23 protein-coding genes are annotated in these 25881 nt (G+C 40.8%); 3 read left to right on the forward strand and 20 right to left on the reverse strand.

The window, feature by feature from the left end; translation table 11 throughout:
• Positions 1-194: 194 nt before the first annotated feature.
• The 6 genes from LM917_RS02340 to LM917_RS02365 form a co-directional block, all read right to left on the reverse strand.
• Positions 195-1181 (reverse strand): polyprenyl synthetase family protein, encoded by a 987-nt coding sequence (locus LM917_RS02340; RefSeq protein ID WP_232695822.1) that lies wholly within the window; start codon positions 1179-1181, stop codon positions 195-197.
• On the reverse strand, positions 1159-1599 hold the full coding sequence (locus LM917_RS02345) for a hypothetical protein (protein WP_232695976.1): 441 nt from the start codon (positions 1597-1599) through the stop codon (positions 1159-1161). Before LM917_RS02345 ends, LM917_RS02340 begins: the two co-directional genes overlap by 23 nt.
• Positions 1600-1848: 249 nt before the next feature.
• Positions 1849-3729: an FAD-dependent oxidoreductase gene (locus LM917_RS02350; RefSeq protein ID WP_232695824.1), complete on the reverse strand. Its 1881-nt coding sequence runs from the start codon at positions 3727-3729 to the stop codon at positions 1849-1851.
• Positions 3730-3871: 142 nt separating this feature from the next.
• A complete protein-coding gene (locus LM917_RS02355) occupies positions 3872-4741 on the reverse strand; it encodes an FMN-binding protein (RefSeq protein WP_232695825.1) in 870 nt (289 codons plus the stop codon).
• Between the two features lie 247 nt (positions 4742-4988).
• Positions 4989-6095: a cyclic dehypoxanthinyl futalosine synthase gene (gene mqnC, locus LM917_RS02360; RefSeq protein WP_232695827.1), complete on the reverse strand. Its 1107-nt coding sequence runs from the start codon at positions 6093-6095 to the stop codon at positions 4989-4991.
• Between the two features lie 82 nt (positions 6096-6177).
• Positions 6178-6396, reverse strand: coding sequence for a hypothetical protein (locus LM917_RS02365; RefSeq protein WP_232695828.1), 219 nt, complete (start codon positions 6394-6396; stop codon positions 6178-6180).
• A 235-nt stretch (positions 6397-6631) separates the two neighbouring features.
• Between LM917_RS02365 and LM917_RS02370 the strand changes: the two genes are divergently transcribed.
• The 3 genes from LM917_RS02370 (at position 6632) to gerQ (ending at position 8409) form a co-directional block, all read left to right on the forward strand.
• Positions 6632-7225, forward strand: coding sequence for a YqaA family protein (locus tag LM917_RS02370; RefSeq protein ID WP_232695830.1), 594 nt, complete (start codon positions 6632-6634; stop codon positions 7223-7225).
• A gap of 279 nt (positions 7226-7504) precedes the next feature.
• Complete coding sequence (locus LM917_RS02375) at positions 7505-7927, forward strand: cell wall hydrolase (protein WP_232695832.1); 423 nt, start codon at positions 7505-7507, stop codon at positions 7925-7927.
• Between the two features lie 17 nt (positions 7928-7944).
• Complete coding sequence (gene gerQ, locus LM917_RS02380) at positions 7945-8409, forward strand: spore coat protein GerQ (protein WP_373688746.1); 465 nt, start codon at positions 7945-7947, stop codon at positions 8407-8409.
• Between the two features lie 111 nt (positions 8410-8520).
• Here the strand turns inward: gerQ and LM917_RS02385 are convergent, their stop codons facing one another.
• From LM917_RS02385 to LM917_RS02450, 14 genes are all read right to left on the reverse strand, one after another.
• Entirely contained in the window at positions 8521-8979 is a 459-nt protein-coding gene (locus LM917_RS02385; protein WP_232695835.1) for a DUF420 domain-containing protein, read from the reverse strand.
• A 112-nt stretch (positions 8980-9091) separates the two neighbouring features.
• Positions 9092-9979, reverse strand: a complete 888-nt coding sequence (locus tag LM917_RS02390; protein WP_232695836.1) for a cytochrome c oxidase assembly protein — start codon at positions 9977-9979, stop codon at positions 9092-9094.
• 247 nt (positions 9980-10226) lie between these two features.
• Complete coding sequence (locus LM917_RS02395; RefSeq protein ID WP_232695837.1) at positions 10227-10541, reverse strand: cytochrome C oxidase subunit IV family protein; 315 nt, start codon at positions 10539-10541, stop codon at positions 10227-10229.
• A 2-nt stretch (positions 10542-10543) separates the two neighbouring features.
• The gene (locus LM917_RS02400) at positions 10544-11167 is read right to left on the reverse strand and encodes a cytochrome (ubi)quinol oxidase subunit III (RefSeq protein ID WP_232695838.1); all 624 of its coding nucleotides are present in this window, start codon (positions 11165-11167) and stop codon (positions 10544-10546) included.
• Positions 11167-13017, reverse strand: coding sequence for a cytochrome c oxidase subunit I (gene ctaD, locus LM917_RS02405; RefSeq protein WP_232695840.1), 1851 nt, complete (start codon positions 13015-13017; stop codon positions 11167-11169). The genes LM917_RS02400 and ctaD overlap by 1 nt, the downstream gene beginning before the upstream one ends.
• A 46-nt stretch (positions 13018-13063) precedes the next feature.
• On the reverse strand, positions 13064-14083 hold the full coding sequence (gene coxB / locus LM917_RS02410) for a cytochrome c oxidase subunit II (protein WP_232695841.1): 1020 nt from the start codon (positions 14081-14083) through the stop codon (positions 13064-13066).
• A 517-nt stretch (positions 14084-14600) separates the two neighbouring features.
• Positions 14601-15128, reverse strand: coding sequence for an ACT domain-containing protein (locus LM917_RS02415; RefSeq protein ID WP_232695843.1), 528 nt, complete (start codon positions 15126-15128; stop codon positions 14601-14603).
• 33 nt (positions 15129-15161) lie between these two features.
• Positions 15162-15545: a DUF1284 domain-containing protein gene (locus LM917_RS02420; RefSeq protein ID WP_232695978.1), complete on the reverse strand. Its 384-nt coding sequence runs from the start codon at positions 15543-15545 to the stop codon at positions 15162-15164.
• 860 nt (positions 15546-16405) lie between these two features.
• Positions 16406-17833 (reverse strand): aldehyde dehydrogenase family protein, encoded by a 1428-nt coding sequence (locus tag LM917_RS02425; RefSeq protein WP_232695845.1) that lies wholly within the window; start codon positions 17831-17833, stop codon positions 16406-16408.
• 2 nt (positions 17834-17835) lie between these two features.
• A complete protein-coding gene (gene gabT / locus LM917_RS02430; RefSeq protein ID WP_232695847.1) occupies positions 17836-19191 on the reverse strand; it encodes a 4-aminobutyrate--2-oxoglutarate transaminase in 1356 nt (451 codons plus the stop codon).
• Between the two features lie 307 nt (positions 19192-19498).
• Entirely contained in the window at positions 19499-20911 is a 1413-nt protein-coding gene (locus LM917_RS02435; RefSeq protein ID WP_232695849.1) for a sigma-54 interaction domain-containing protein, read from the reverse strand.
• A gap of 154 nt (positions 20912-21065) precedes the next feature.
• The gene (locus LM917_RS02440) at positions 21066-22586 is read right to left on the reverse strand and encodes an aminoacyl-histidine dipeptidase (RefSeq protein WP_232695850.1); all 1521 of its coding nucleotides are present in this window, start codon (positions 22584-22586) and stop codon (positions 21066-21068) included.
• An 88-nt stretch (positions 22587-22674) separates the two neighbouring features.
• A complete protein-coding gene (locus LM917_RS02445; protein WP_232695851.1) occupies positions 22675-24477 on the reverse strand; it encodes a M3 family oligoendopeptidase in 1803 nt (600 codons plus the stop codon).
• A 249-nt stretch (positions 24478-24726) separates the two neighbouring features.
• A complete protein-coding gene (locus LM917_RS02450) occupies positions 24727-25881 on the reverse strand; it encodes a mannitol-1-phosphate 5-dehydrogenase (RefSeq protein WP_232695852.1) in 1155 nt (384 codons plus the stop codon).

Genomic DNA, 25881 nt, shown 5'->3' on the forward strand with positions numbered 1-25881 from the left:
TGGGGATTAGGAGGAGGATATGAATAAAAAAACGCGGAAATACGACTGCCTCAGCCTTAGAAGCAATTCATTCCGCGTGTAATTGACATATTTCTTATGAGCCTTTTTTCTGTGAAAAACGTCTCGACATTTTTCATAACATTGGATATGACCGCTTGCGGTCCAACAAAACGGTCATGACCGTTTTGTTGCTACTAAAAAACCCGTTTACCAAAATAAGCAAGCAGTATCTCGAGATCTTTGCTAGCACGGAAATCAACCAACTCTTCAGCAATTTTTCTTGCTGCGCTCAGATATTCTTCAGCAGTTTTATCAACCATATGTAGAATTTTGCTGTTCACTATGTCTGATACAACCTGCCCTATCTCTTCTTGGGTAGAGTTATCATTAAGCCTTCTCACTTTTGGTGCCAATCTTTCATCTTGTAGGGCATAGAGTACAGGTAAGGTAATGTTTCCATTAGCCAAGTCACTCCCGGCTGGTTTTCCTAATACTGCGGAGGTCTGAATGAAATCTAGCATGTCATCCCGAATCTGAAAAGCCATGCCTAGATGATCTCCAAATTGAGAAAGCTTACATACAACCTCCTCATCAGCCTTTGCCAGCTTTGCTCCCACTTCCAGACAACTGGACATAAGGATGGCCGTTTTGTTACGGGTTTTACTTAGATATGTTTCCATAGGTAGATCAAAATTGAAACGATTATTCATCTGTTGATACTCACCCAGGCATAATTGAGAAGTTAGTAAGCCTGACAACTCCTTTAAGTAAGAGTTATCTTCTTGTTCCTGTTCCTGTGCTGCCAGTAGTTCTACTACTCGAGCCATCATATAGTTAGCGGTATATACAGCCGTTTGAACATCTGTTTTAACGTGCAAGGTAGGTTGACCACGTCTTGTCTCCGCTTTATCTATCACATCATCATGGATTAAAGAAGCTACATGAATAAATTCAGTCACAGCAGCAAGGCGCAGTACCAGTTTAGGATCTGTTATTCGACCAAATCGACTGCCTACGATGACCATCATAGGACGCAACCGTTTCCCACCTGCTTCAATCATATGAATGATATTACCTGCTATTCCAAAAAACATAGGCAGATCCAGGTCAGCTTTTATCATCCATGTCATTTCGCGATCTATTTTTTTTAAGTCAATGTCAAGAAGTTCGGCTAACTTCATAAGTCACCTGTCTATCTACTTTGTCTACAAAACTTTTCATCTTATTAAGTAACAAACGATCAGTAGGTTTACCCTCAAGCTTTTTAATCTGTATCTGTTTCATCACTGGTGCAAGATAGAGGACCAGTTCCCTTTCCCCATGATTAAAAGCATACTCATAATAAAAGCTTTGCAAATAGTCACCATCGATAATCTCTTTTGCCAGTTCTGGATTTTGATAAGACAGCTTGCTGTGCTTGGCATACGCAGCCGTAAGCAGGGCGTAGCAACCTAGAATCGTCTGTTTTCGCTCATGTGGAAGAGTGGATGATTGCAGAAGTGTAGCCATTTCCTCTAACAATCGTGTTTCACCTTTTACTTGCAGGAATGCTTCCGGTGCCAGCTGTTCCTCAATTTGCTGTAAGGTCTCCCGAATCATTTTCAACAGATATCATCCCCTACTCATTGCTTTCCCGTACCAAACCGTATTTCTATACCCATACTACATATTACATTTTAATATCAATGTTACTGTATCGGAGTTGGTTTTGCCAATCCTACGGTTGAATCAAAGTAAAAATATCCGAATGTCGGATAAGAATGTTATACAGTATCTATTCGAATCTGTTAAAAAAGAGGGGATGTACAACTATGGCACATTCCCCCTCCTCTTTATTGTAATTATCGATTAGTCAGTATAGATATACCAACGTTTTACAATCGGCAATTTTTTCCAAGCTTTTTTCAGTTTTGGAAGGACATAGTAGTCCAGACCAAGCGTACTTCCGGAACCACCAATCAGTGCACATCCACCTGTAAGGAACCATAGCATTTCATATGGAGCCATACCAGAAACCCAGATCATTAGGCCCATTTTGATTGTGAAGATAGCAGAAACCGCTGTGAACAAACCAAGGATGAGTAATGCACCAAAGATTATCTCAGCAAATACCATACCTGTTTGGAAGATTGTTGCAAGTGCTGTATAACTACCATCTGCATTGTAGAACAACAGATCCATTGACCAGCTAACAATGCTTTCGACAAATCCTGGAACTGGTAGCGCTTGTACAGCATCTGCTGCACCTTGAACTGCAGATGCCGCAGAAGAAGCATCTACCGTTTGAGTTACGTCTGTTACTGCTTGTGAAGCCGCTGATGCCCCATCAACCGCATGAGGAGATGGTGGGATTAAGAAAATATTACCTGGATTTTCAAGTACTTTAGGCAGTTTAGCCAAACCTTCTGCTAACCACATATAACCTAGGTAAATACGTAAAGGTACAAGCCAGAAGTTTGGAGAACGTTTGCTAAAGTGACCGCCCAAGAAACTTCTTCTGTTTTTCACATTGAAAAATTCGTGAATGAGATAAGACCAACATTTGTTAAAACCAGCTACTTGGAAGAAATAAACCAAATTAATAAAGTGCTTGGAAAGCATTGCCATAAATCCAGACAGCATAAACATCTTGCCCGGGAAACCTACGTTTGCTACACCATAACGGCTACCGATACAAACCATGCTACCGTGGAAAACAGGTTTGTACGATTTTTTCGTGCCACCAGTAATGTCAGCATGAATGTTATGAGCAACAACTGGTGCAGAGTGTTCTGCGTTCTCAACCATTTGAGGAACTGGACGTTCTTCTCCCTCAGGAATGAAGAAAATGTTATCCCCAACTACATATACATTATTATATTCAGGACTTTGCAGTTTATCAGTAACAACGATACGTTTGCGTCCTTTTTGTTCAAGCTCAACGCTCTCTAACAAGTCTGCCCCTTCAACCCCAGCTGTCCAAATTACTGTTTTAGAGCGAAGTAAACCCTTTTCACCTAGTTCAACACCATCTTTACTAACACCAGTGATTTTGCTGTTAGTGATAATGTTAATATCTAGCTTTTGAAGATATCTTTCAGACTTCTGGATCAGTTTGTCTGGCAGGATTGGCAGGATTTTTGGAGCCATATCTGCTACGTGCAACTTCACTTCGGAAGGATCAATTGCATATATTTCACATAGTTCGTCACGGAACTCAGCTAGTTCGCCGACCATTTCAATACCTGTGAAACCAGCACCTACAACTACAAAAGTAAGCATATCTGCACGTTTTTGCTTGTTAGTTTCTTTGGAAGCCTCGATAAACATTTTGCGGAATTGCTCACGCAAGTTTACAGCATCTTCATAGGACCAAAGAGAGAAGGAGTTCTCTTCTGCACCCGAAATTCCGAAGAATGATGGCTTACAACCTGTGCCAAGTACCAGATAGTCATACTCATACGTAGTGTTTTCGGATTGAAGCTTTTGTCCTGCAAAATCGATGTTAGTAATCTCATCAAGAACAACATCTACGTTGCGATTTGCAAAAATCTTTTTCAAATCGATCTTAATAGATTCTTCTTCTACACGATTTGCAGCAACTTCATGCAACTCAGTAAGAAGCGTGTGGAAAGGCTTACGGTCAATCAGAGTAATTTTTACGTTACTGTCTTTTTTGAATTTCTTCGCCAGCTTTTTCGCTGTCAAGACACCACCGTATCCTCCGCCCAGCACAACAATTTTCTTCATGTCGATACCTCTTCTTTCGATTAATTGAGCATAAGAAATGAAAAATTGCGTAAAAATATTACCTCGACAAAACGCTGCGAAATATGGGCAGCGTTTTGTCGGAATGGTTAACAAATTTGGAAAATGCAGTTAAAAAATACGCTTATTTCATAGCACCTTCCAGAGCTTTAGTTGTCAGCTCAAGGAACTCTCCTACTTTAATAGAAACGCCAGAGATTGCGTCAGTTTTACCTTCTGCATCTACTACGATAGCTGCAGGATCTTGTTTTTCGATAAGAGCTTGCTCAGCTTTAGCGGCTTGCTCATGCCATTCTGCTTGAGCACCTGCTGCTTTCATGGCATATGTACCTTCTTTAGACAAAGTCTTTTTGTCTTTGCCTTCAGCATCGAGGCTATTCCAGTTAACAGCTACGATATTACCATTCAATACAGTCAGGTCAACAGTTGTTTTGTTTCCTTTATCATCTGGTGTACCTTCAGCTTTGTAAGAACCATCTTTATATTTACCAGGCTCAACAGGACCAGCAGCAAGTGCTTGATTAACCAGTGAGGTGAAGTCTTTCACTTTAATGGAAACGCCAGAAATTGCGTCAGTTTTACCTTCTTCGTTAGGAGCCATTGCCGATAAATCTTGTTTTTCAATTAGGAATTGCTCAACTTTTTCAGCTTGTTCGTGCCATTCAGCTTGAGCTCCTGCTTTTTTCATGCCATATTCACCAGATTCAGATACAGCTTTTTTATCAGGACCTGCATTTTTGCTGATACCTGTCCAGTTAACATCTGTGAACTTACCGCCTGCAACGTTTACTGTTACAGCATAATTCCAATCAGCTTCTGGATCATTCTGTTGTGCGTAATATACGCCATCTTTAGCATCTGCTATAGATACGCTTGCAGCTGGAGTTTGATTTTCTGCTACAGGAGTTTCTGTTTTTGGTGTTTCTGTAGCACCACAACCAGCTAATAAACCAACGGACAGCACACTAGCCATAATCAAAGAAATCTTTTTCATCTTTTTGTAACCTCCCCTTATATCTCCCCACTTGTGAAAAAAAACACGTTCATTACGAGACCATTCTAACATTTATAACTTATTAATCAAGACCTTATATATACATTTTTGTATTTCTTTTTGTATAATTATGACTTTCTGCCGACACTTCCTTTTCGTGTGATATTTTTATCTTCTAAACTCGTTTCAATCCTTTATGATAGATACAAAAAAGGACCATCCCTTGGATAGTCCTTTTTCTTCCTATTTAATTCTGCATAACGAAATCTGTCTCCGCTAATTCTCCCTCTTCAAATACCCGTAAGATATCATACTGGGTATTTCGTTGTGCTGGTATTTTTCCAGCTTCACGAATTAATTCCAGAATTCGGTTTGTGTTTACTTTATAAGCACACTTAGCAGCAGAAACCACGTTCTCTTCCATCATTGTGGAACCAAAATCATTTGCTCCATAAGAAAGGGATAACTTACCAATTTCAGGTCCCATCGTTACCCAAGATGATTGAAAATTCTCTATGTTATCTATCATTAACCGACTAATAGCTAATGTTTTTAAGTACTCTTCAGGAGTATTGCGTTCAGCTTTCATGTTTGTATTTTCTGGTTGGAACGTCCACACAATAAATGCTTTGAAACCATTCGTTTCATCCTGTGCTTCTCGAATACGAATCATAGAGAGGACGCGTTCTTCAATCTCTTCTCCAAAACCAATGACCATCGTAGCTGTACCAGGCAATCCTGTACGATGCGCTTTCTTTTGAATATCAATCCACTCTTCCCACGTTCCTTTAAGACGAGAAATCTTACGACGAGTTCGATTATCCAAAATTTCTCCACCTGCACCAGGTAACGAGTCTAATCCTGCTTCTTTTAACTGACGCAACGCTTCTTCCACGGAAACGTTAGATACCTCTGCCATCTTAGCTACTTCAGCAGTAGAGAGTGAATGCATGGTGATGTCAGGGAATCGCGATTTGATCTCACGAAGCAAATCGGTAAAATACGATAGCTTCAGATCTGGATTCGTTCCTCCTTGCATCAAAATCTCCGTTCCATTTACATCTACTGTTTCTTGAATCTTTTGGAAAATAGTTTCATTTGGTAAAACGTAGCCTTCCTTAGATCCAGGAGGACGATAAAAGGCACAGAATCTGCAATATGTGTCACATACGTTAGAGTAATTAATATTACGACCGATCACAAACGTTGTGATTGGTTCTGGATGTAGTTTTTGCATGACTTGATTCGCCGCATGACCGATCTTTTCGATTTCATTAGACTCATACAAGGCAAGACCATCTTCTAACGTAAGGCGCTCCCCTGCAACGGCACGTTTCAGTATGTTATCTATCAAGAGGAATTCCTCCATTCAGTTTACAATATTCCTCTAAGTATCCTATCACAAATTGGTTTTTCTGCCTATCTTGGAAGTATCCCTATTCGAACCCTATCTCTTCATATACTTCTGCTTCCCATGAAATGATACAATTTGCCAGCGGAAGATTGATCTCGCGTGCTCCGTTAGGACGACCATTGAAACGAATAATTTCTGTTACAGAAACTCGCTCACCACGAATAACAATTTCTCCTTTCAGATCTCTCACTTTGCCATCCGGAGAATAAAAAGTAATGACCCCAGAACCAATATCCTTCATTGCAACCCCACCTTTTTCCTTATTTTTTCTTCATCTATATAGTTATATCGTCATAACTTCGTCTTCTATTAACTCCATACATTATATTGAATCTTTTTCGCTTTTCTTCCGTATAATCTTAAGTGATACTATTATATAAGCTCTTCTGCATAAGCGTTGATTGTAATAGGCTAGAACTACTCACAAGAACAAATTACTGATAAAAATTGCAATATTAAAGGAGTATAAAAATCACATGCTTGAAACAATTAACCATTTTTTTCAGGAGTATGGAGTGTGGGGACTTTTTTCTCTTGCTTTTCTTGATTCCTTCATCTTGCCATTTCCCCCATTCTTCTTACAGATTGCGTTGAGTCTGCTTGATCCCTCATCTGCTCTTATTTTTGCTACTTATGCCTTTATGGGTTCGTTTCTTGGAGCTCCTTTTGGGTACCTTCTTGGCAAAAAATTAGGTAAACCTCTTATGCATAAGGTGATTCCTAATAAATGGATGAAAACTGCAGAGGAAAAAATGCTAAAAAATGGTGATGCCTTCATTATTATTGGGTCGTTTACTCCCATTCCTTTTAAAGTTATTACCATTATGTCAGGTGTATTTAATTTTTCCTTCGCTCGTTTGATGCTCTATGTTTTTCTTGGCAGAGGTTCAAAGTTTTTTCTCATTGGATTCGCTTTTTATCTATTTGGGGAGCAAGCCAAAATCATTCTGGATCAATACCTGAATCTCGGTCTATTTGGATTTGGAGCTCTATTAGCTGTTAGTTACATGATTTGGAGATATATAAATATAAAAAAGTCTGCTTCAAACACAGATGCACGATCTGAATAATACACAACAACGTACGTACAAGACCAATAAACGACTTGTAGGCTCTTTTGCTGGCGATTCGAGCAGAAGAGTCTATATCAACAGATCAGAATTTATAAAAATTCTGATCTGCATAAGTGCAACTAAGCCTTTGCCTGCGCTAAAGGCTTGGCAAAGCCAAGTTTTCTAATATTCTGCGCTGAAATGGGCTCATCCAGTTCAGCTATTTTCTATTGTACATTCACCTATTCGCTAGTTCATAATATATTGACTATGTAGAGTAATACGGGAGGTGAGGGAATGGCTGTTATACAATACAATGCAAGTGACCTTGATATGTTGGCACGTTTGTTGAGAGCAGAAGCAGAAGGTGAAGGGGATCTAGGAATGTTAATGGTCGGAAATGTCGGAATCAACCGCATTATTGGTAATTGTCTTGATTTCAAGAATATTCGTAGAATTCCAGATATGGTGTATCAATCTCCCGGAGGCTTTGAGGCTGTGCAAAAGCCTTATTTTTACCAAAAAGCCCGAGATTCAGAAAAGAGATTAGCCAAACGTGTCATTGACGGCCAAAGATTTCATCCAGCTTCCAATGGTCTTTGGTTTTTCCGTCCTGAAGGCAGTTGCCCTCCTACCTGGTATAATCAAGCAAACACAGGGCGTTTCAAGGCACACTGTTTTTTTGCACCAACACCATCAAATTGTCCTGAAGTCTATTAAAGAGGAGAGAGTGTTAGATGCATTACAATAACTATGGAACCACCTCTGGCTGCGGCTGCGGGGATAGCATGTACTCGCAAGGTTATGCAAATCCATATCCATCCAATCAAATGATGCCGTTTACTGCTACTCCAATGCAACCTGCACAGCAACAACCTCAAGCGATGGTTCCCCAGCAACCTAGTGGCAGTTTCATTCCTGGTGGTCCGCAGCCTGTTGTGGAACAAACCTATGTCGAGAACATTTTGCGTGACAATCGAGGTAAAGTAGGTACATTCTACATGACATACGAAAATAATTCCCAATGGAATGCAAAAATCTTCCGTGGAGTTATCGAGACCGCAGGTAGAGATCACATTATTATCAGCGATCCAGAAACCGGCATGCGCTACTTACTACTAATGCTTAACCTTAATTATGTAACCTTCGATGAAGAAATAAACTATATTCCACCTTATAGTCCTTTTGCTAGAACCAGATAATAGAAATAAACAGCCAAAAAAAGGCGACCCTATTCCAGTACTCTACTGGTTGATGGTCGCCTCGTTTTTTTGAAGCTATGAACTCTGTTTCAATAATTTGGTAAAAAATAATTAGAAATTCAAAATCGTTTTAAACAGACTATCTGTTTCTCCGCCTTGATATAGAACAAATAGCAGGAAATACACCATTACACCTGTAATAGCTGATCCAAACCAAATGACAGAAGTAATGGGGCCAATCTTTTTGTGTTTCGAGATTTTGTTACTAAAGCCAAAATAAAGAGTAACCAGTCCAAATACTGCAGCGATTGTAGCCAATGTAATGTGGAAGATAAGGAATACTTGGTAGTAAATTCGATACTCTTCCGGTCCACCGAAGTTCATATTACCGATAAATATTGTTCGATACATATAGATTGTAAAGAACAACAAGGCAAACACTGCTCCAGTAATCATCATCTTCTTGTGAGCTTCAATTCTACGCTGTTTGATCAGGTACCAGCCAATTGCCACGAAAATCGCGCTAATTGCAATAAACGTTGTGCTAATCATCGGCAAGATATGGAACATTGCAATCACTTCCTCCTACAAATACTTGTGCTTATCTTGGTTCAATTATAGACAAGGGGCTGATTAATCAGGACAACCCCCCCTTTTTTCTCCTTCATGTTAACATATATCCTTAATTTTGAGGACTTACACCTAATTCAGCTCGAGCATGCACTACTGGTTGATCAATTGGATCAATTTCATCGACAGCTGGATTCTCATCCTGATACCACTTTCTAAAGGCATACCAGAGCCCAACTCCATAGGCGATCTCTTGAATCATTTTCATAATAACTCCACCTAATTGTTGATCATCTAATATCGGCAACATTATAAACAATTGTGGAGCATTTCTGAACGAATCATATACAATTTCAGATGCAAAAATAATCAGGGCACAGGCAGGTGTCATCAGTACACCCGCAGCAAAAATGAAACCCATCAAGGTAACATTTTTGATACGTTGATATTCAACGATCGGACATGCCATGTGCCACCACAGCATGAATGCCGTTCCTAGAAGCAACAGCTTATATCCCAGATGTAGGGCATGATACTGCATTACAAAATCTAATACCATTGGAATGTGATACACCGAGAAAAATAAATTAAACATCAATAGTGATAACATTGGTTTCGTTACTATTCGGAACCATTTATTTATAGCAGGTGGTTTTAATATTGCTCGCAAGAACCAATCTGGTATACCCATTAGAACTAATGGTGGGAAAATCATTAAAAACAACGACTGTTGGAACATATGGACGGTAAAAGAGACATGCGAATAGAAGTAGATAGGACTACCAATTGCTGCATATAACGTTAAAATCGCAAATAGGAATGTTACTTTTTTCCCTATAGGAACTGGAGTAGAATCAGTAAAACGATCACGCCAGCGTCCTGTCATCATGATATACAAGACAAACACTACTGCCAAAATAACCATTATTTCCGGATTCCATAGGTCCCCGAACTTTGGCTGATAACCGTGTGATAGCAAATGTTGCTCATGTGTTCCCACGATAATCGCCTCCTCCTTAAATTGTAATAATCTATTCCAAGCGATACATTATCACTCGATTTTCAATTTTCTAAGTTTACGCACTATCTCATTATACGTAAGCTACTCCAGACAATCTACTTGTCAGTTTTCTTCCGCTCTCTCTAGACTGCTAATTTACCCCTGTTCGTTCACCTGTTTGCCACAAGTTGTATAAATAGGAAAAATGCGGGCTACCAACGCAGCCCGCAACTACTTCCCTATTACATTACACCCAATACAATGCCATGACGATACATGTGAAGACGATTATTACGCCCGTAAAAATTCCCATTACCGGGAACAGATGACCTTTATCTTTCAAGTGCATCCATACGTATAGCTGTACTAACGCTTGCACAATGCCTAAGAAGACGATGTAAGGATAAACAAAGCCTTTTTGTTCTGGCAAGTAGATTACTGCAGCAAAAGCAAGTGCTGTCAGCATAAGAGAAAGGATAAATGAAACGATATGCGGCTTCATGCTGTGATGGTTAGCATGGACTTTCTTAACAGGTTGGCTTGTATGATTATGTTGCGCCATTTTTAAGCCCCTCCTTGTCCGCCGAGGATACCCATCAGGTATACCACTGTGAAAATGAATACCCAAACTACGTCAATAAAGTGCCAGTACAAGCTTGCTACATAAAACTTAGGTGCATTCACGACAGTTAAGCCTTTACGGTTTTTGATCAATAGCAAGGAAATCCACAATACCCCAAAGAGTACGTGACCTCCGTGAAAACCAACCAGCGTATAGAACGCTGAACCGTAGGCGCTACTTGATAGTGTATGCCCTTCATGATAGTAGTGAACGAATTCAAAAATCTCTAAACCTAGGAAAGCGAAACCCAAAATTACTGTAATCCAGAACCAAAAAAGCATCATTTTAAAGTTTTGTCGGTGCATGCCAATGATGGCAAATACACTGGTCAAACTACTTGTTAACAGGATAAACGTTGCCAGTGCAATCAATTCAATCTGGAAGATTTCATGCGGCGCAGGCCCGTTTACATATTGCGTACGCAAAGCTAGATAAGTAGCAAACAGGGAGCCAAACAGTACGGTTTCTCCACCAAGGAATAACCAAAATCCAAGTATCTTATTTCTCCCCTCGAGGGTTGCCTTTTCAGGCTCAGCTGGCAGAACACCATGATCAGCGTGATTCATTATAGCCTAGCCCCCTTTTCTGTTTCCTTGATTTCCTCTACATCAATATGGAATCCTTCGTCATCCTTGTAGGAGCGGAAGAACATACAAATTAATACAATACCCAGTCCAACAATAGCGAATAAATATTTATTGAAGACAAAGCCCATACCAGCAATAAAGAATCCAATCGACATAATAAACGGTAATACAGATGGTGACGGCATATGAATTGGACCAAGCGGTTCAGCCGGAGTCATGCCTTTGTTGCCAGCCATTTTCTCAATCCAGAATGCATCAATACCACGAACACGTGGAGTTTGAGCAAAGTTATATTCAGGAGCTGGTGAAGCTATCGTCCATTCAAGTGTACGACCATCCCACGGATCGGCAGGAGCTTGCGGCTGTTTTTTCATATGAGTGTATGCAACGTTCACCAGGAACAATAGCGTACCCACACCCATGATGATCGCACCCCAAGTTGAAATCAGGTTACCTAGCTCTAATTGTTGTCCGCCCATGAAAGTAAATACACGGCGAGGCATACCCATTAGACCCAAGAAATGTTGCGGGAAGAATGTTAGATGGAAACCGATAAAGAACAACCAGAAATTCCATTTACCCATAGCTTCGTTTAGCATTTTTCCGAACATTTTTGGCCACCAGTAGTAGAAAGCTGCAAATAGCCCAAGCATCATACCCCCAACAAGTACATAGTGGAAGTGAGCTACTACAAAGTACGAATCCTGGTATTGGTAGTCAGCAGGAGCAACAGAAAGCATAACCCCAGTCATTCCACCAATTGTGAATGTTGGGATAAATCCGACGGCAAACAAGTTCGCTGCTGTAAAACGGATTTGACCACCCCAAAGAGTGAACAGCCAGTTAAAAATTTTGATACCGGTTGGTACAGCGATTAACATCGTAGCAATTGAGAATAGGGAGTTCGCTACAGGACCAAGACCTACGGTGAACATGTGATGCACCCACACCATGAAGCCTAGGAAACCGATAACGATCGTCGCAAATACCATTGCAGAGTATCCAAACAGACGTTTTTTAGCAAATGTACTAATTACTTCAGAGATCATACCAAATGCAGGTAGAATCAAAATATACACTTCCGGATGACCGAAGATCCAGAATAAATGTTGCCATAGTAATACGTTACCACCGCTAGCTACATTGAAGAATACCGCTCCAAAGATGCGGTCAAACATCAAGAGCACGAGACCTACTGTAATCGCAGGGAAAGCAAATAAAATCAATGCGGATGTGATAAATGCAGTCCACGTAAACATAGGCATACGCATGAATGTCATACCTGGAGCGCGCATGTTGATGATTGTAACCAGGAAGTTAATTCCCCCGATTAACGTTCCGATACCAGCAATCTGCAGACCCAGTACATAAAAACTTACTCCTGTAGTCTTACTAAACTGCATGCCTGAAAGCGGCACATAAGCTGTCCATCCAGCTTCTGGTGCTCCACCCATGAACCAGCTAAGATTCAGCAGCACGCCCCCAGAGAAGAACAGCCAAAATCCTAATGAGTTCACAAACGGAAACGCTACATCACGTGCACCGATTTGTAACGGCACAACTGCGTTCATAACAGCAAAAATCAGTGGCATGGCAGCCAGGAAGATCATGGTTGTACCATGCATCGTTAATAGCTCGTTAAAGGTGGCACCAATAAAGAAGTTTTGTTCAGGATACATCAATTGCAGACGCATCAGAAGCGCTTCTAGTCCACCCAAAAGGAAGAAGAATCCACCGGCAACCAGATACAAGATCCCGATTTTTTTATGGTCCACGGTTGTGATCCAATCCCACAAGCCCGTATTTCTCGGACGAACATGTTGAGCCACGGTTTTGTCCCCTCTTTCAGATTAATAATTCAGTCGTTACTGATCTCTATTCCCGTTTTAAGCTGTGCAAGTACTCAACAAGAGCATCTACTTGTTTTTCTTCCAACTTCGGAATAATCATCAAGTTACCTGGTTTCACTGCTTCTGGATCAGTTAACCACTTCGCTAGCTGTTTTTTATCGTTTTTCAAAATACCAGCAACTGTTGTACGATCACCAAAGTTAGTCAAATCTGGACCAGCTGGTCCACCTTTTCCATCAACGGCGTGACAGTTAACACAGCTTTTTTGGAAGATTTCAGCACCTTGGTCAGCTAAAACAGCATTATTCGCAGGCTTGTTCGTTCCTTTGGTCATCTTAGCAACCCATTGATCGTACTCTTCTTGGGAAACCACTTTTACCTTAAAGTCCATCAATGCGTGGGATTCACCGCAAAGCTCTGCACATCGACCTTGGAAGACACCTTCTTCTTTTGCATCAAGCCATAAGTAGTTGGTCATACCAGGGTTTGTATCTTTTTTACCACCTAATGCTGGTACCCAGAATGAGTGGATAACGTCAGCAGATTCCAATTTGATATGAGCCTTTTTATTAACTGGGATGTATAATTCCTGTGCTGTCTTAATTTTCTGATCTGGATATTCAAATTCCCACCAGAACTGATGACCTGTAACGGTAATTTGTACGACATTCTTATCATTAGAGTAATCCTTAGCAAGCGCAAACGTTGTCGTAACCATCGGAACTGCAAGAATAATCAGAAGAACGAACGGAATAGCCGTCCAAATAATTTCTAGCTTGTGGTTTCCTTCTACTTGCTCCGGGATACTGTTGTCACCTTTTTTCTTACGGTAACGAATCAATACGTACGTAAAGATAACAACAACCACGGTAAAGACACCTAACATGATGATAATACTTAGTTTAATCAGATTGAATTGCATATCTGCCACAGAACCTTTTGGTTGCAAAGCGGACAGATAAGGGTCACCGCAACCTGTTAGCAGAAGCGCTACCATCAACAACAAAGGGAGCATGCGCCCTACATGTTGCAATCGTCTTATCATTACGATCTAGCCCCACTTTCTCTCCTTTTTACATACTTCATTGACCTAATTATTCAACCATACGAAGTCTACTCTTGCAATAAATTTATGAATAATTGTGCAATTAGAGACTTACCTCTTACATTAATGGTTACGCTTGCATCATTAGTTGTTCTTAATTCATACTGTTTTAGTAAAAATCGTCCTTCTAACTGCCCCCTTCATCCTTTTGTATGGACCGCAACTTTCCGATTTTTGTGAATAGAGGATCAATTGTGATTAGAAAAATCTGATAAATAGTGAAAACACTTCCCCTATTGTAAACAATTTTCCCATCTTTTAGTTGCTTGACACGCAAATATTCACAAATTGTTCATACAAAAGTAACTATTCTGACTCCGAAGAGTCTATTTCTCGTGATTTTTATCATTGATTCACAAAACATCATACCATGACAAGCAAGCGCTATCAAAGAGTGGAAAACAAAAACTTTTCCACTCTTCGGCATTTTTCGTCAAATCTTTCCTATTTTCTTGGTTTAACGTAAGGAGATTGCTTTTGATACTTTTTCTAGTTGTTCAATCTGCTTGATAGCATCTTCTGGTATCTCATGATCAGTAATAGAGACTAAGAGAGCCATTTTCCCCTTTTGTTCCCTTGATACATTCAGTTTGGAAATGTTAATCTCGTATTTGGCTAATATACGTGATACATCGTGAATGACTCCAGGGTAATCGACATGATAGACAAGTACTCCATGACTATTAGCAGTGATACGACAACTAAAAGAATTGATTTCACTTATGTAGATTTCTTTATAATCTTTTGAAAATGTATAATTGTTATTAACAGTGCGTAACTGTGCTAGTTGGCTAGCATATTCACCCGAACTCGTCTCCACTTTAACATTGATCTCCGGATTTAATTTACGCAACCCGTCCAATAGCAGCGTTACAATCTGTTCTCGATGTTCAGAAGTCATCACCATCAAATGTGCTTCTGTAATCTGCGGTTCCAATCGTTCAAGCTGTTCTGCAAGGTAACGTAACCCACTGTAATCTGTCATTTTCCCTACCCCTTTCAGCACTTTCACCGGCTATTAATCCTGGATGGTAAGATATTCGCCCTTCTTTAATAAATCAATTCCTTCTTTACATACTCCATAGCGAAGCCATGAACATCCCTTGCATAATTGATCTAGATCATCTGGCACCACTCGCTTCTTGACTCGTTCGACAACCTCCGACTTCCTATATAGTTGCCCAGATTTCAATTGTAAATGATTAATCACAGCTTGATCCAAGGTTTGTACATGTATTTCAGATCCTTCGCTCGCTTCACATATCCCTTGACCCTTGTGAGGACATACCTGACAGGTATCATCAAGGTCATTCAGAACTCGTATCGTAAAATCTAATGTATCATCTCGAAACCCTTCTACAATCTTCCTCATCGAAGTTATAAATGCCGGACTATAGCCCATTCCACGAAAGCCATGTACACATAGTAAATGGTGTCCCCTCAGTTCCAACGGCCTACCCTCTAGCAGAAAATCACTCACTATCTACACCTCCCGCTCCATCTAGCTCCTGGCTAATTGTATCATAAACCCTTCCAATCTTTGGAGGGATTAGATGGATTACAAAAGATCATTATGTTCCGGCTGTTGGCAAGAAAACCAGCTTCTCTTTTCACACTTCGCTAAAGTCTTCGCCCCGCAAGAGGTTAGACTGTCCGCTCCGCACTATTCATCGGGGAAGCTCTCAACGATGCATTCACTGTAAGACTTGCTGGGGTTCGCTTCTTATTCCCGATGAAGAGTGCTATGCTGGGTTCGGGCTTCGCCAAGACGCTCTGTGTGAAAAGAGAAGCTGGTCTTTCATGCTATTGGTTATGTTTGAATTTTTTTCTTTCCACTGAAGCCCTTTGCAGAAGAAGCACATTTTTTGTCCAGAACTATTTAAGGTCCTGCCTAGCTACTCAGTAAAGAGTGCGGAATAAAAAGTGCAACCCAAGAGACACTTCGAAGCGTCACAACTTTTTGCACTTTCCACACTCTTTGCTGTGTAGCGGACAGTCATAGCTCCCTTGCTGGACCTTAACGAGTTTGCAGATAAAAAATGTGCTTCTTCTGCAAGTCCACCACATCAATCATTGATCGTCATTATTAGAAAAGCTATTTGTCAAAAAAAGTGCCCTGCTGCAACTGGCAACAGGGCAATAATTTGGATTGGGTAGTAAGTGAACCTTGTTTCACTAACAAGGACACAAGAACATCATATCATGGCCTGCAACAGTAAACAAAAGAATATAATGGGAATAGTTTATAAATGTTAGTAGTTATTATCCAATTTTTATGGTTATCAACTTTTGTTCTGTCATCTCTTCCACTGCATATTTGATGCCCTCTCGACCAAATCCGCTTTCTTTTACCCCACCATATGGCATATTATCCACACGGAATGTTGGGAAATCATTAATCATAACCCCTCCAACTTCCAATTGGTCTGCCGCTTTCATTGCTGCGTGAATATCATTGGTGTAAATTCCAGCTTGTAGACCATACCGTGAATCATTCACGAGTGTAATTGCCTCGTCTAACGTTTCAAAAGGAGCGATCATGACCATAGGACCAAAAACTTCCTGACAGCTGATATTCGCATTCGCCGCTACCTTCGTTACTATCGTCGGTGGATATAAACGCTCTGATAATCTCTCTCCACCTGTAATAACCTCTGCACCCATTTTTATTGCTTGTTCTACCCATTCTTCCATTCGTCCAATTTCTTTAGGGGCAATCAAGGAAGAAAGATCAGTTGCTTCATTCAAAGGATCACCTACAACTAATCGCTTCGCTGCTTCCTTCATGCGCTGAACGAACTCTTCATATTTGCTTTGATGGACATAAATACGTTGAACGGAGATGCATACCTGACCTGAAAAAGTAAACGCACCAAATGCACATCGATCAATCAGCGCATCTGTTAGCTCCACATCATGATTAATGATTAGTCCTGAGTTAGAGCCTAGTTCTAGTGTTACCCGCTTAAGTCCAGCTTTATTTTTCAGTGAGATACCTACTTCTGGACTGCCTGTAAAAGTAATCGCAGCTACTCTTGGATCCTTCACTAGCTGTTCTCCCACTACAGAACCTTTACCAGGAATGACATTTAACGCGCCTGCTGGCAACCCTGCAGCCTCAAAAATCTCTGCCAGCATCAGGGCTGCAAGAGGTGTCTGACTGGCAGGTTTAAGTACGACGGTATTCCCAGCTGCAATCGCTGGCCCTACCTTATGAGCTACCAAATTATACGGGAAGTTAAAGGGCGTAATTGCTCCCACTACACCAATTGGTTTACGTACAGTAAAGGCAAGCCTTCCTTCCCCACCTGGTGCTGCATCTAATGGAATCGTTTCTCCATGTATATGACGAGCCTCAGATGCGGCAAATCTGTACGTCTGAATCGTACGTGCCAATTCAGCCCGCCCAGTTTTAACTGGTTTCGCCGCTTCCAGTGCTAGTAGCCGAACTAGCTCTTCTTTTCTTTCTTCCATGATAGATACTGCTCTTTCCAAAATGGAGGCACGTTCATGGGCTGGCATCTTCGCCATGATCGGCGCAGCATTTTTGGCTGCTTGAATGGCTTCCTCAACGTCTAGGGAATCTGCCATCGCTACGCTGGCAATGGCTTCCCCAGTAAAAGGGGAGGTGAGTGTTTGATACTCTTTTGCTTCTTTCCACTTGCCCCCAATATATAAATGCTTTTTCATTCTTATACCTCCGCCAACAAATTTTGATACATTTCACTCATTAAACCTGTCATGATTTGCAAGCCTTCTTCTAGTTGTTCATCAGATATTACGAGTGGCACCAAAAATCTGATTACATTTCCATGAACCCCTGCTGAGAGTGTAATGACCCCACGTTCACATAGTTTTTTGGTAAAGGCTGCTGTGAAGTCCTTCATTGGTTGTTTGGTCGCTGGGTCTAACAGCTCGATAGCACACATAGAACCTAACCCACGTACTTCTGCAATAATAGGCACATGCTGCCTCAATTTCTCGAAGGTAGCTGTGATCATCTCTCCAATTTTGTTGGAACGCTCAGGCAAATTCTCTCTTTCCATCATCTCAATGACAGCAAGTGCAGCCACACAACCAAGTGGACTACCACCATACGTGCCTCCGATTTCTCCTGGATTAGGAGCGTCCATGATTTCAGCACGTCCTGTTACCGCACTGATTGGCATTCCAGCAGCAAGCGACTTGGACATCGTAATAATATCTGGCTCAATATCAAATTGTGTGGAAGCAAACATAGTACCTGTGCGTCCAAAACCAGTTTGTACCTCATCAGCTATGAACAAGATGTTATGCTTGCGGCAAATCTGATAGATTCCTTGCACAAAATCTTTATGCGGTACAATAAAGCCTCCTTCTCCTTGAACAGGCTCCATAATAACAGCAGCCAATTCTTCGGGAGCAACCTCTGTATAGAGAAAATCTTCGAACTGATCAACACAGAATTTGGCATATGCTTCTTCTGTCATACCTTCTGGACGATGAAGAGGATACGGGAATTTTGCCTTATACGTAGCTGGAGCAAACGGACCCATTTGAAACTTATACGGTTTTACTTTACTGGTCAATGACATTCCTAAGAGAGTACGACCATGGAAACCACGACTAAATGAAACAATGCCAGGCTTACCTGTATATTTACGAGCAATTTTCACCGCATTTTCAACTGCTTCTGCACCACTATTTAACAGGATCGTCTTTTTGGCAAACGTACCTGGCGTGATTTCTGACAGTTTTTCACATAACGCTACATATGGTTCATACATCGCCACATGAAAGCACGTATGAATATATTTATCTAATTGAGCCTTGATTGCTTCCACAACTTCCGCTGGACGGTGACCAGCATTTAGCGTACCTATTGCACCTGCAAAATCTAACAAAACATTACCGTCAACATCTCGGATAAGTGCCCCTTCTGCTTCTTCTACAAATACAGGAGCACTGTTTCCTACACCCTTTGGCACGTATGCGTTTCTTTTATTAATCAGTTCCTGAGATTTCGGTCCTGGTATGCTTGTTTGTAGCGATACAAATTTTGTTTCCATATAAGTTCCCCCTTAATTTATTCTTACTGAAGAATATTAGCAAGTATCATGCCAATATCCTGAAAAAGGAATTAATAAGGGATAATAGGGATTTTCCGAGTTATTAAGCTTGTGAAGGCAAGTAATTTATACGGATTATTATTCGAAATTGAATAAATATCTTAAGATTATTCAATTATGAATATCGTTATTCCTTTTACATCACATGTGATTATCCAGACTAATTATGAAAGTAGCTTGTTTCTCTCGCATTTTTACAACTCACAAACCTACTTTAACTTTATTGGATAGTCCCGTATTGCTTCAATTATTCATTTTTGAATCTCTCAATTTTGTACTTTTTCAATTTACGCACCACAGATGGCTGACTAATCCCCAGTCTCTCTGCCATTTCCGTCGTAGTACGGCAGGAATTAGCTGCCTCTTTCAGCATTCTTTGCTCAAGTGCTTCCAATGCCACCTGTAAGGTAAGTTGGTGATCAGATAAAAGTAGATCATGTGGCAATACCGTATGATCGGAAGGTATGATTGCCACTGGAAGATCCCCTGGTTCCAATAAATCATCATCAGAAATAACAACCATACGTTCCAGCACATTTTCCAGCTCACGCACATTTCCTGGCCAATCGTAATGAAGTAACAGCTGTAATGTTTTACGAGATAATTGCTTTTGCAAACCGTATCGTTCATGTAAGGAGTGCAAGGTACGTTTAATATGTGCTGAAATATCCTCCGGTCTCTCCCGAAGTGGTGGGATGAAAATGGGTACAACATGGATACGAAAATATAAATCCTGGCGAAATGCTCCTTGCTTCACCATTTCATCCAGATTGCGATTCGTTGCAGCGATTAGTCTAAAATTAACGTCTCGATATGTGGTGCTGCCCACACGTTGTAGCCGCTTTTCCTGAATGACTTTCAATAATTTTGCCTGCAACGGCAGAGGCAATTCGCCCAATTCATCTAAAAATAGTGTCCCTTGGTTCGCTTGTTCAATCATGCCCGGCTTACCTGACTTGGCTGCTCCCGTAAAAGAACCTGCTTCATACCCAAATAATTCCGACTCAAGTAAACCCTCAGGAATCGAGCCACAGTTAATTTCAACCATTTCCCCGTGTGCTCGCCTGCTTCGTTGATGTATTTCCCGGGCTATAACATTTTTTCCTACTCCTGATTCTCCTAGAATCAAAACGGTTGAATCTACACCAGAGACCTTTTCTACCATTCTTTCTACTTCTTTCATCGCTTTGCTAACAGCGATAAAATGGTCTGAACCGTTTTTTTCACGTAATTCTTCAATCTCATTCTCGAATTCTTTAATCTGTCTCGTCAACGTTTCATAACGTCGCTTTAATTCTAAAATTTCTGTTAAGTCATGTGTGAAACTAATGACACCTAGCATCTTCCCCTCATCGCTCCAAAGGGGAAAAGCAGAGACCATTAATTTTTGATCATTAACAGTCTCCTGCATCATAGTTTGTGGCTGTCCTGTCTCTAGCACCTTGCGAGAAGCAGATGGAGAAAAGACTTTTATTTTTTCTAAATCACGTACATTTTTTCCCAGTAACTCTGCTTGGCTCACTCCATAGATTTCTTCCGAGGTAGGTCCAACCAAGCGAACGATTCCATCTCCATCTGTTACCAGCAAATGCTCTTTCGATAAATGAATAATATGTGTAAGGACTTGACTCATCCATCGGTCTGACATTCCCGTTTGCATGCTAGCTCCCCTGCCTGTACCCGTTTTTTTCTGTATCAGAAATTATAATCTTCGAAGGGTCACTTCCTGATACGCATGAAAAACATCCTCTAAGGAAGAACCAGCTTCTTCGAAAAGTCTTCAATTGAAGCTTTTCTTACCATGATAGCATGGATCAACCGGCTTCTACATCTTGTAGATCTTTCGTTGCTTGCAAGACTTCTAAGAGATACTCCCAAACACGGATCGTAGACAGGATATCTACATGCTCATCTGGTGTATGTGGATCATAAATATTAGGACCGAACGAGATCATATCCAGATAAGGAGCATGACCGGCAAAAACACCGCATTCTAGCCCTGCATGGACAGCTTCTACCTGAGCCGGTTTTCCATACACCTTTTCATATACATCTACACAAAGCGGACGAATCATAGAATCAGGGCGATAAGCCCACTCTGGATAGGAAGAATCTGTTGCTAGAGTTGCGCCTGTTAGAGTGGCTAATGCACGCAATTCTTCTACGATCGCTTCCTTGGCAGTTGCAACGGAGCTTCTCACTTCATTTTCTAGCAGGATCATATCTCCATCTATTCGAATGACACCTAGATTATTTGAACTTTCCACCAGATTTTCAATATCCATACTCATAGCTTTTACACCATTTGGAGTAAGAAGAATGGAAGAAAGTAAAAGAGATGCTGTTTTTTCAGAAAGTACTTTCGTCTCTTTCCCATGAGCTGATTCAATCGCTTCCAATTGCTCCACAGAAACTTGTACATTAGGGTCTTGAACACGCAACTCCTTTTGAAGAGTCATCTGCCATTTTTCTACAATTTCCTGTAACGTAGCTTCCTGTTCAATGGAAATGAAAATAATCGCCTCTGCTTCTCTCGGAATTGCATTGGTTTTCATGCCACCGTGAACATACTGAATTTGTAGGGAGATTTGCTCTCTAGCATCAGATAGCACTCTTCCTAGCAATTTATTAGCATTACCACGTTCTTTATGTATTTCCGCACCAGAATGTCCGCCAAATAGCCCGCTTATCCACAAACGATAGGCCTTTCTATCTGCCTGTAGCCTATCCCATTCTATCGGCAACCGCTGTCTAGCTGTTACACCACCTGCGCAGCTCACCAATAAAACACCTTCTGCTTCCCCATCCAGATTAAGTAAAATTTGACCATCCATATTAGAAAAATCAACTGCCAACGCTCCACCCATCGTACTCTCTTCTTCTGTAGTAATGAGTGCTTCAATTGCAGGATGCTCTGCATTCTTATCCGATAGTAATGCCATCATGTAGGCAACAGCAATTCCGTTATCCGCTCCCAGAGTAGTATCCGTAGCATATAGCATTCCATCTTTAACGCGTAATTGTAGCGGGTCCTTGTCAAAATCATGGGTAGTACCCTTGTTTTTTTCGCAAACCATGTCCATATGCCCCTGCAAAATAATAGCAGGTGCAGCTTCAAACCCTTGTGTAGCTGGTTTTTTAATGATGAGATTTAATGCTTCATCTTGTATCGCATCAAGACCAAGTTCCTTAGCGAAGGACATCAGGTAGTTACTTACTGCATGTTCATTACCAGATCCTCTTGGAATCTGAGATAACTGGTTGAACGAATGAAATACGGGATGCTTCAGTATCCCTTCCACGGTCGTTATATCAAGCTGTGTGCTTTCTTTCATACGTAACAATCCTTTCTACCTTTACATTCTAATGATACAAAAGAGAAAGCCCATTACGAGCTTTCTCTCATTCACCATCATTTTCCTCTTATTTTACCATCGAATCACTTAGTCGAAGGAACTCATCTACTTCTCCCAAAGCAACATCTACAGCACTTTGCCAGAACTCAGGTTGAGTAAGGTCAACATCAAGATGTTGTTTTGCCAAATCCTCTACCTTCATTCGTCCTGTATCCATTAGGAAGTCAATATATTTATCTTCGAAGCTAGCTCCTTCTTTTTTAGCACGAGCAAACAAGCCAGCGCTTAGCATGAAGCCAAATGTATACGGGAAGTTATAAAACGGAACATCACTGATATAGAAGTGTAATTTTGCACCCCAGAATTGAGGGAAATAATCATCCAATGCCCCTGCATACGCGAATTTTTGCGTTTCTTCCATTAAGTTGCTAATTTCTTCTGCACTTAGGATACCATCCTTGCGCGCTTCATAAAATTTCTTTTCAAACGTGAAGCGATTGAAGATGTCCATGAAGAAAGAGACACTGTCTGTTAGCTTGTCATCAATTAAAGCTAGACGCTCCTCGTCGGACTTGGCATTTTGTAGAGCGGCATCCTTTACAATTAATTCTGCAAAAGTAGAAGCAGTCTCTGCCACGTTCATTGCGTAGTTGGAAGCCAGGTCAGGTAGATCTTTCACGACATAAGAGTGGTACGCATGACCTAATTCATGAGCTAAGGTAGAAACCGAAGACAAACCACCATCATATGTCATAAAAATACGAGTTTCTTTACTCTTAGGCAAGTCTGTGCAAAAACCTCCAGGACGTTTACCAGAACGATCCTCTGCTTCAATCCAGTGGTTATTGAACGCTACTTCAGCAAAATCAGCCATTTTCGGACTAAAATTACGGAAGTGTTCTACAATGAAACTAGCACCCTCGTCATATGACATTTTGCTTTTGCCGCCTGGAAGTGGAGCCATCCAGTCATAGAAGGAAAGACGATCTTCACCCAGCAATTCTTTTTTACGCTTCAGATAAGGAACGAGACGTTCTCTGTTTTGTTCTACAACCTGCCACATCACATCTAACGTTTTTTCGTCCATACGACAAATATCAACTGGCTCTTTCAGGAAATTATCCCATTTGCGTTGACGATATAATGCAAGACGGAATCCACTTAAATGGTTCAGCGACTCAGCGCATAGATCAGCACTGTTTTCCCATGCATCTTTCCATTTCTTAAACATTTCCTTACGAACAGTAGAATCAGAGTCCACCAATTTATTGAAAGCTTGACCTGCAGATAACTTTTCTTCTTTTCCATCCTTTTCAAACGGAATGGAGATTCGACTTACAATTACATCATATAATTGCTCCCATGCTTGATAGCCGTCTATTGCCAGATTACTCACCAATATTTCTTGCTCTGGCGGCAGCTTGGAAGCTCCCAGCTTACGTTTTTCATCCAAATTAAAAGCAATCGACTCAATGCGAGGAAGCTTCAGGAACTCTTTCCATAGATCATCAGAGAATTTCAAGATATATTCTTCCACCAAAGTGGCTGTTTCCTTAGCACCAGCACTTAATTGATTTACACGATCACGTAACTGGATAGCTTTTTGATCATGAATATTTTGTGCTACCAGACATTCAACAAAGCTGCTCGCTTCCCCTAAATCAGTTCTCATTTCCTGCCATGCTGTAATAATATCCTCTAGCTGCTTAGCTTGCTCCATCGATTCTGGTGCTGGCAATTTACGCAGCGTGTCTGTTAAGGAAACGATTGAATTTTTGATCTGGTCTAGAAAAGCTGCCAGTTCTTTCGATTGACTCCCACCTGGAAAAACACTTTCCAGATCCCAAGTTTCCTGTAATTTTTGTAGCATTATTATTCCTCCTTGCAAAATATGATTCTGTCATTTTGCCTATAAAACCGTATGTAGGTACTAATCTTTATTTTACCTGTTTTTTACCATAATTTGCGATCTTTTTTTCTCGACAAAAAGTTTTTGATTGTAATATTTTGTAAATTAATATAACATCCGAGTGTTGGATATTCTCCATTACATAAAAACAGCGAAACACTCCGGGCATGCGACCCAGAGTGTTTCGCTGTTTCAAGTTGAGGCAAACACTTATTTTTTCTCTGCCTGGATTTTTGCATATTGCTCACTGATTAACTGGATAAGTGGGCTTTCATGATCTAATCCACAGTATTTGATCAACGTCTCTTGCAGTCCATTTTCCATCAGGCTCCCTTGCAGTTCCATTGCTTCTACATCATTTGCATTGTCAAATGAGAGTGCTGCCGCAATTCCCATACAGAGTGATGTTGGCACTTGTCCAAATTGTAACGCCTGTTTGGCAGGACTAATAAAACGATCATTTGGACCAATTTTACGAATTGGAGAACGGGCAATTCTTGTAACTTCATCATGCAAGTGCTTATTTTCGAATCTGCTGATGATTTTCTCAATATATGCATGGTGCTCTTCTTCATTAAAACCGTATTTAGCTTGTAACATTCGGCCAGTCTCTTGCTGTGCTGACCTGGTTATTTCTCGAATCTCAGTATCCTTAATCGCTTCTTCAATCAATTCATATCCTTTTAGATACCCCAAGTAAGCTGCTGTTGCATGACCTGTATTAACCGTATATAATTTCCGCTCAATATACGGAGTCAGATCATCTACGTAAACGATATCATCTGATTTTGGCAAATCTCCTTTTGAAGCAGAACGATCTACTACCCATTCAAAATATGGTTCAACTGTAACGAGCAGTTTATCCTCGTGCTTTTGCATTGGCACAATACGATCGACAGCAGAATCAGGGAATCCAATCTGTTTATCTGCTGCTTCTTGTTCTTTAGCTGTTAAGTGCTGATAAACATGTCCTTTCAGCAACGTGCTACCACCTACTACATTTTCACAAGCTATTACAGGTAATGTAGCAGCGGAACGTTCCATACGAACCTTTAATCCAGCAGCAATCGCCTTGGCAATATGGGGAAGAATGGTAGGTCCTACTGCCGTTGTAACAATTTCAGCAGAGGCAATTGCCTCTGCAACAGCATGTTCATCTGTGCCAAGTATTGCATTCACATTTGTTACAGAGAGCACTGACATTTCTTCTCCCGCAATTTGCACCTGATAGGAACGACGGTTATTTATTTCATTAACCAGGTCCTGGTTTACATCTACAAAACAAATCTCATAGCCAGCCTGATTAAGTAGTAGACCAATGAATCCTCGTCCAATGTTACCCGCTCCGAAATGAACAGCCCTCAT

Source organism: Brevibacillus daliensis, from assembly GCF_021245735.1.
Taxonomy (GTDB): domain Bacteria; phylum Bacillota; class Bacilli; order Brevibacillales; family Brevibacillaceae; genus Brevibacillus_B; species Brevibacillus_B daliensis.

Bases quoted from the DNA above. Each gene is read 5' to 3' on its own strand.
- LM917_RS02375 (WP_232695832.1), top strand. From the start codon at position 7,505: ATGGCTGTTATACAATACAATGCAAGTGACCTTGATATGTTGGCACGT.
- gerQ (WP_373688746.1), top strand. From the start codon at position 7,945: ATGCATTACAATAACTATGGAACCACCTCTGGCTGCGGCTGCGGGGAT.
- LM917_RS02445 (WP_232695851.1), bottom strand. From the start codon at position 24,477: ATGCTACAAAAATTACAGGAAACTTGGGATCTGGAAAGTGTTTTTCCA.
- LM917_RS02440 (WP_232695850.1), bottom strand. From the start codon at position 22,586: ATGAAAGAAAGCACACAGCTTGATATAACGACCGTGGAAGGGATACTG.
- LM917_RS02350 (WP_232695824.1), bottom strand. From the start codon at position 3,729: ATGAAGAAAATTGTTGTGCTGGGCGGAGGATACGGTGGTGTCTTGACA.
- LM917_RS02385 (WP_232695835.1), bottom strand. From the start codon at position 8,979: ATGTTCCATATCTTGCCGATGATTAGCACAACGTTTATTGCAATTAGC.
- LM917_RS02340 (WP_232695822.1), bottom strand. From the start codon at position 1,181: ATGAAGTTAGCCGAACTTCTTGACATTGACTTAAAAAAAATAGATCGC.
- LM917_RS02435 (WP_232695849.1), bottom strand. From the start codon at position 20,911: ATGCAAACGGGAATGTCAGACCGATGGATGAGTCAAGTCCTTACACAT.
- LM917_RS02370 (WP_232695830.1), top strand. From the start codon at position 6,632: ATGCTTGAAACAATTAACCATTTTTTTCAGGAGTATGGAGTGTGGGGA.
- LM917_RS02365 (WP_232695828.1), bottom strand. From the start codon at position 6,396: ATGAAGGATATTGGTTCTGGGGTCATTACTTTTTATTCTCCGGATGGC.
- LM917_RS02415 (WP_232695843.1), bottom strand. From the start codon at position 15,128: ATGACAGATTACAGTGGGTTACGTTACCTTGCAGAACAGCTTGAACGA.
- LM917_RS02400 (WP_232695838.1), bottom strand. From the start codon at position 11,167: ATGAATCACGCTGATCATGGTGTTCTGCCAGCTGAGCCTGAAAAGGCA.
- LM917_RS02395 (WP_232695837.1), bottom strand. From the start codon at position 10,541: ATGGCGCAACATAATCATACAAGCCAACCTGTTAAGAAAGTCCATGCT.
- LM917_RS02420 (WP_232695978.1), bottom strand. From the start codon at position 15,545: ATGGGCTATAGTCCGGCATTTATAACTTCGATGAGGAAGATTGTAGAA.
- LM917_RS02425 (WP_232695845.1), bottom strand. From the start codon at position 17,833: ATGAAAAAGCATTTATATATTGGGGGCAAGTGGAAAGAAGCAAAAGAG.
- LM917_RS02345 (WP_232695976.1), bottom strand. From the start codon at position 1,599: ATGATTCGGGAGACCTTACAGCAAATTGAGGAACAGCTGGCACCGGAA.
- coxB (WP_232695841.1), bottom strand. From the start codon at position 14,083: ATGATAAGACGATTGCAACATGTAGGGCGCATGCTCCCTTTGTTGTTG.
- gabT (WP_232695847.1), bottom strand. From the start codon at position 19,191: ATGGAAACAAAATTTGTATCGCTACAAACAAGCATACCAGGACCGAAA.
- LM917_RS02355 (WP_232695825.1), bottom strand. From the start codon at position 4,741: ATGAAAAAGATTTCTTTGATTATGGCTAGTGTGCTGTCCGTTGGTTTA.
- LM917_RS02450 (WP_232695852.1), bottom strand. From the start codon at position 25,881: ATGAGGGCTGTTCATTTCGGAGCGGGTAACATTGGACGAGGATTCATT.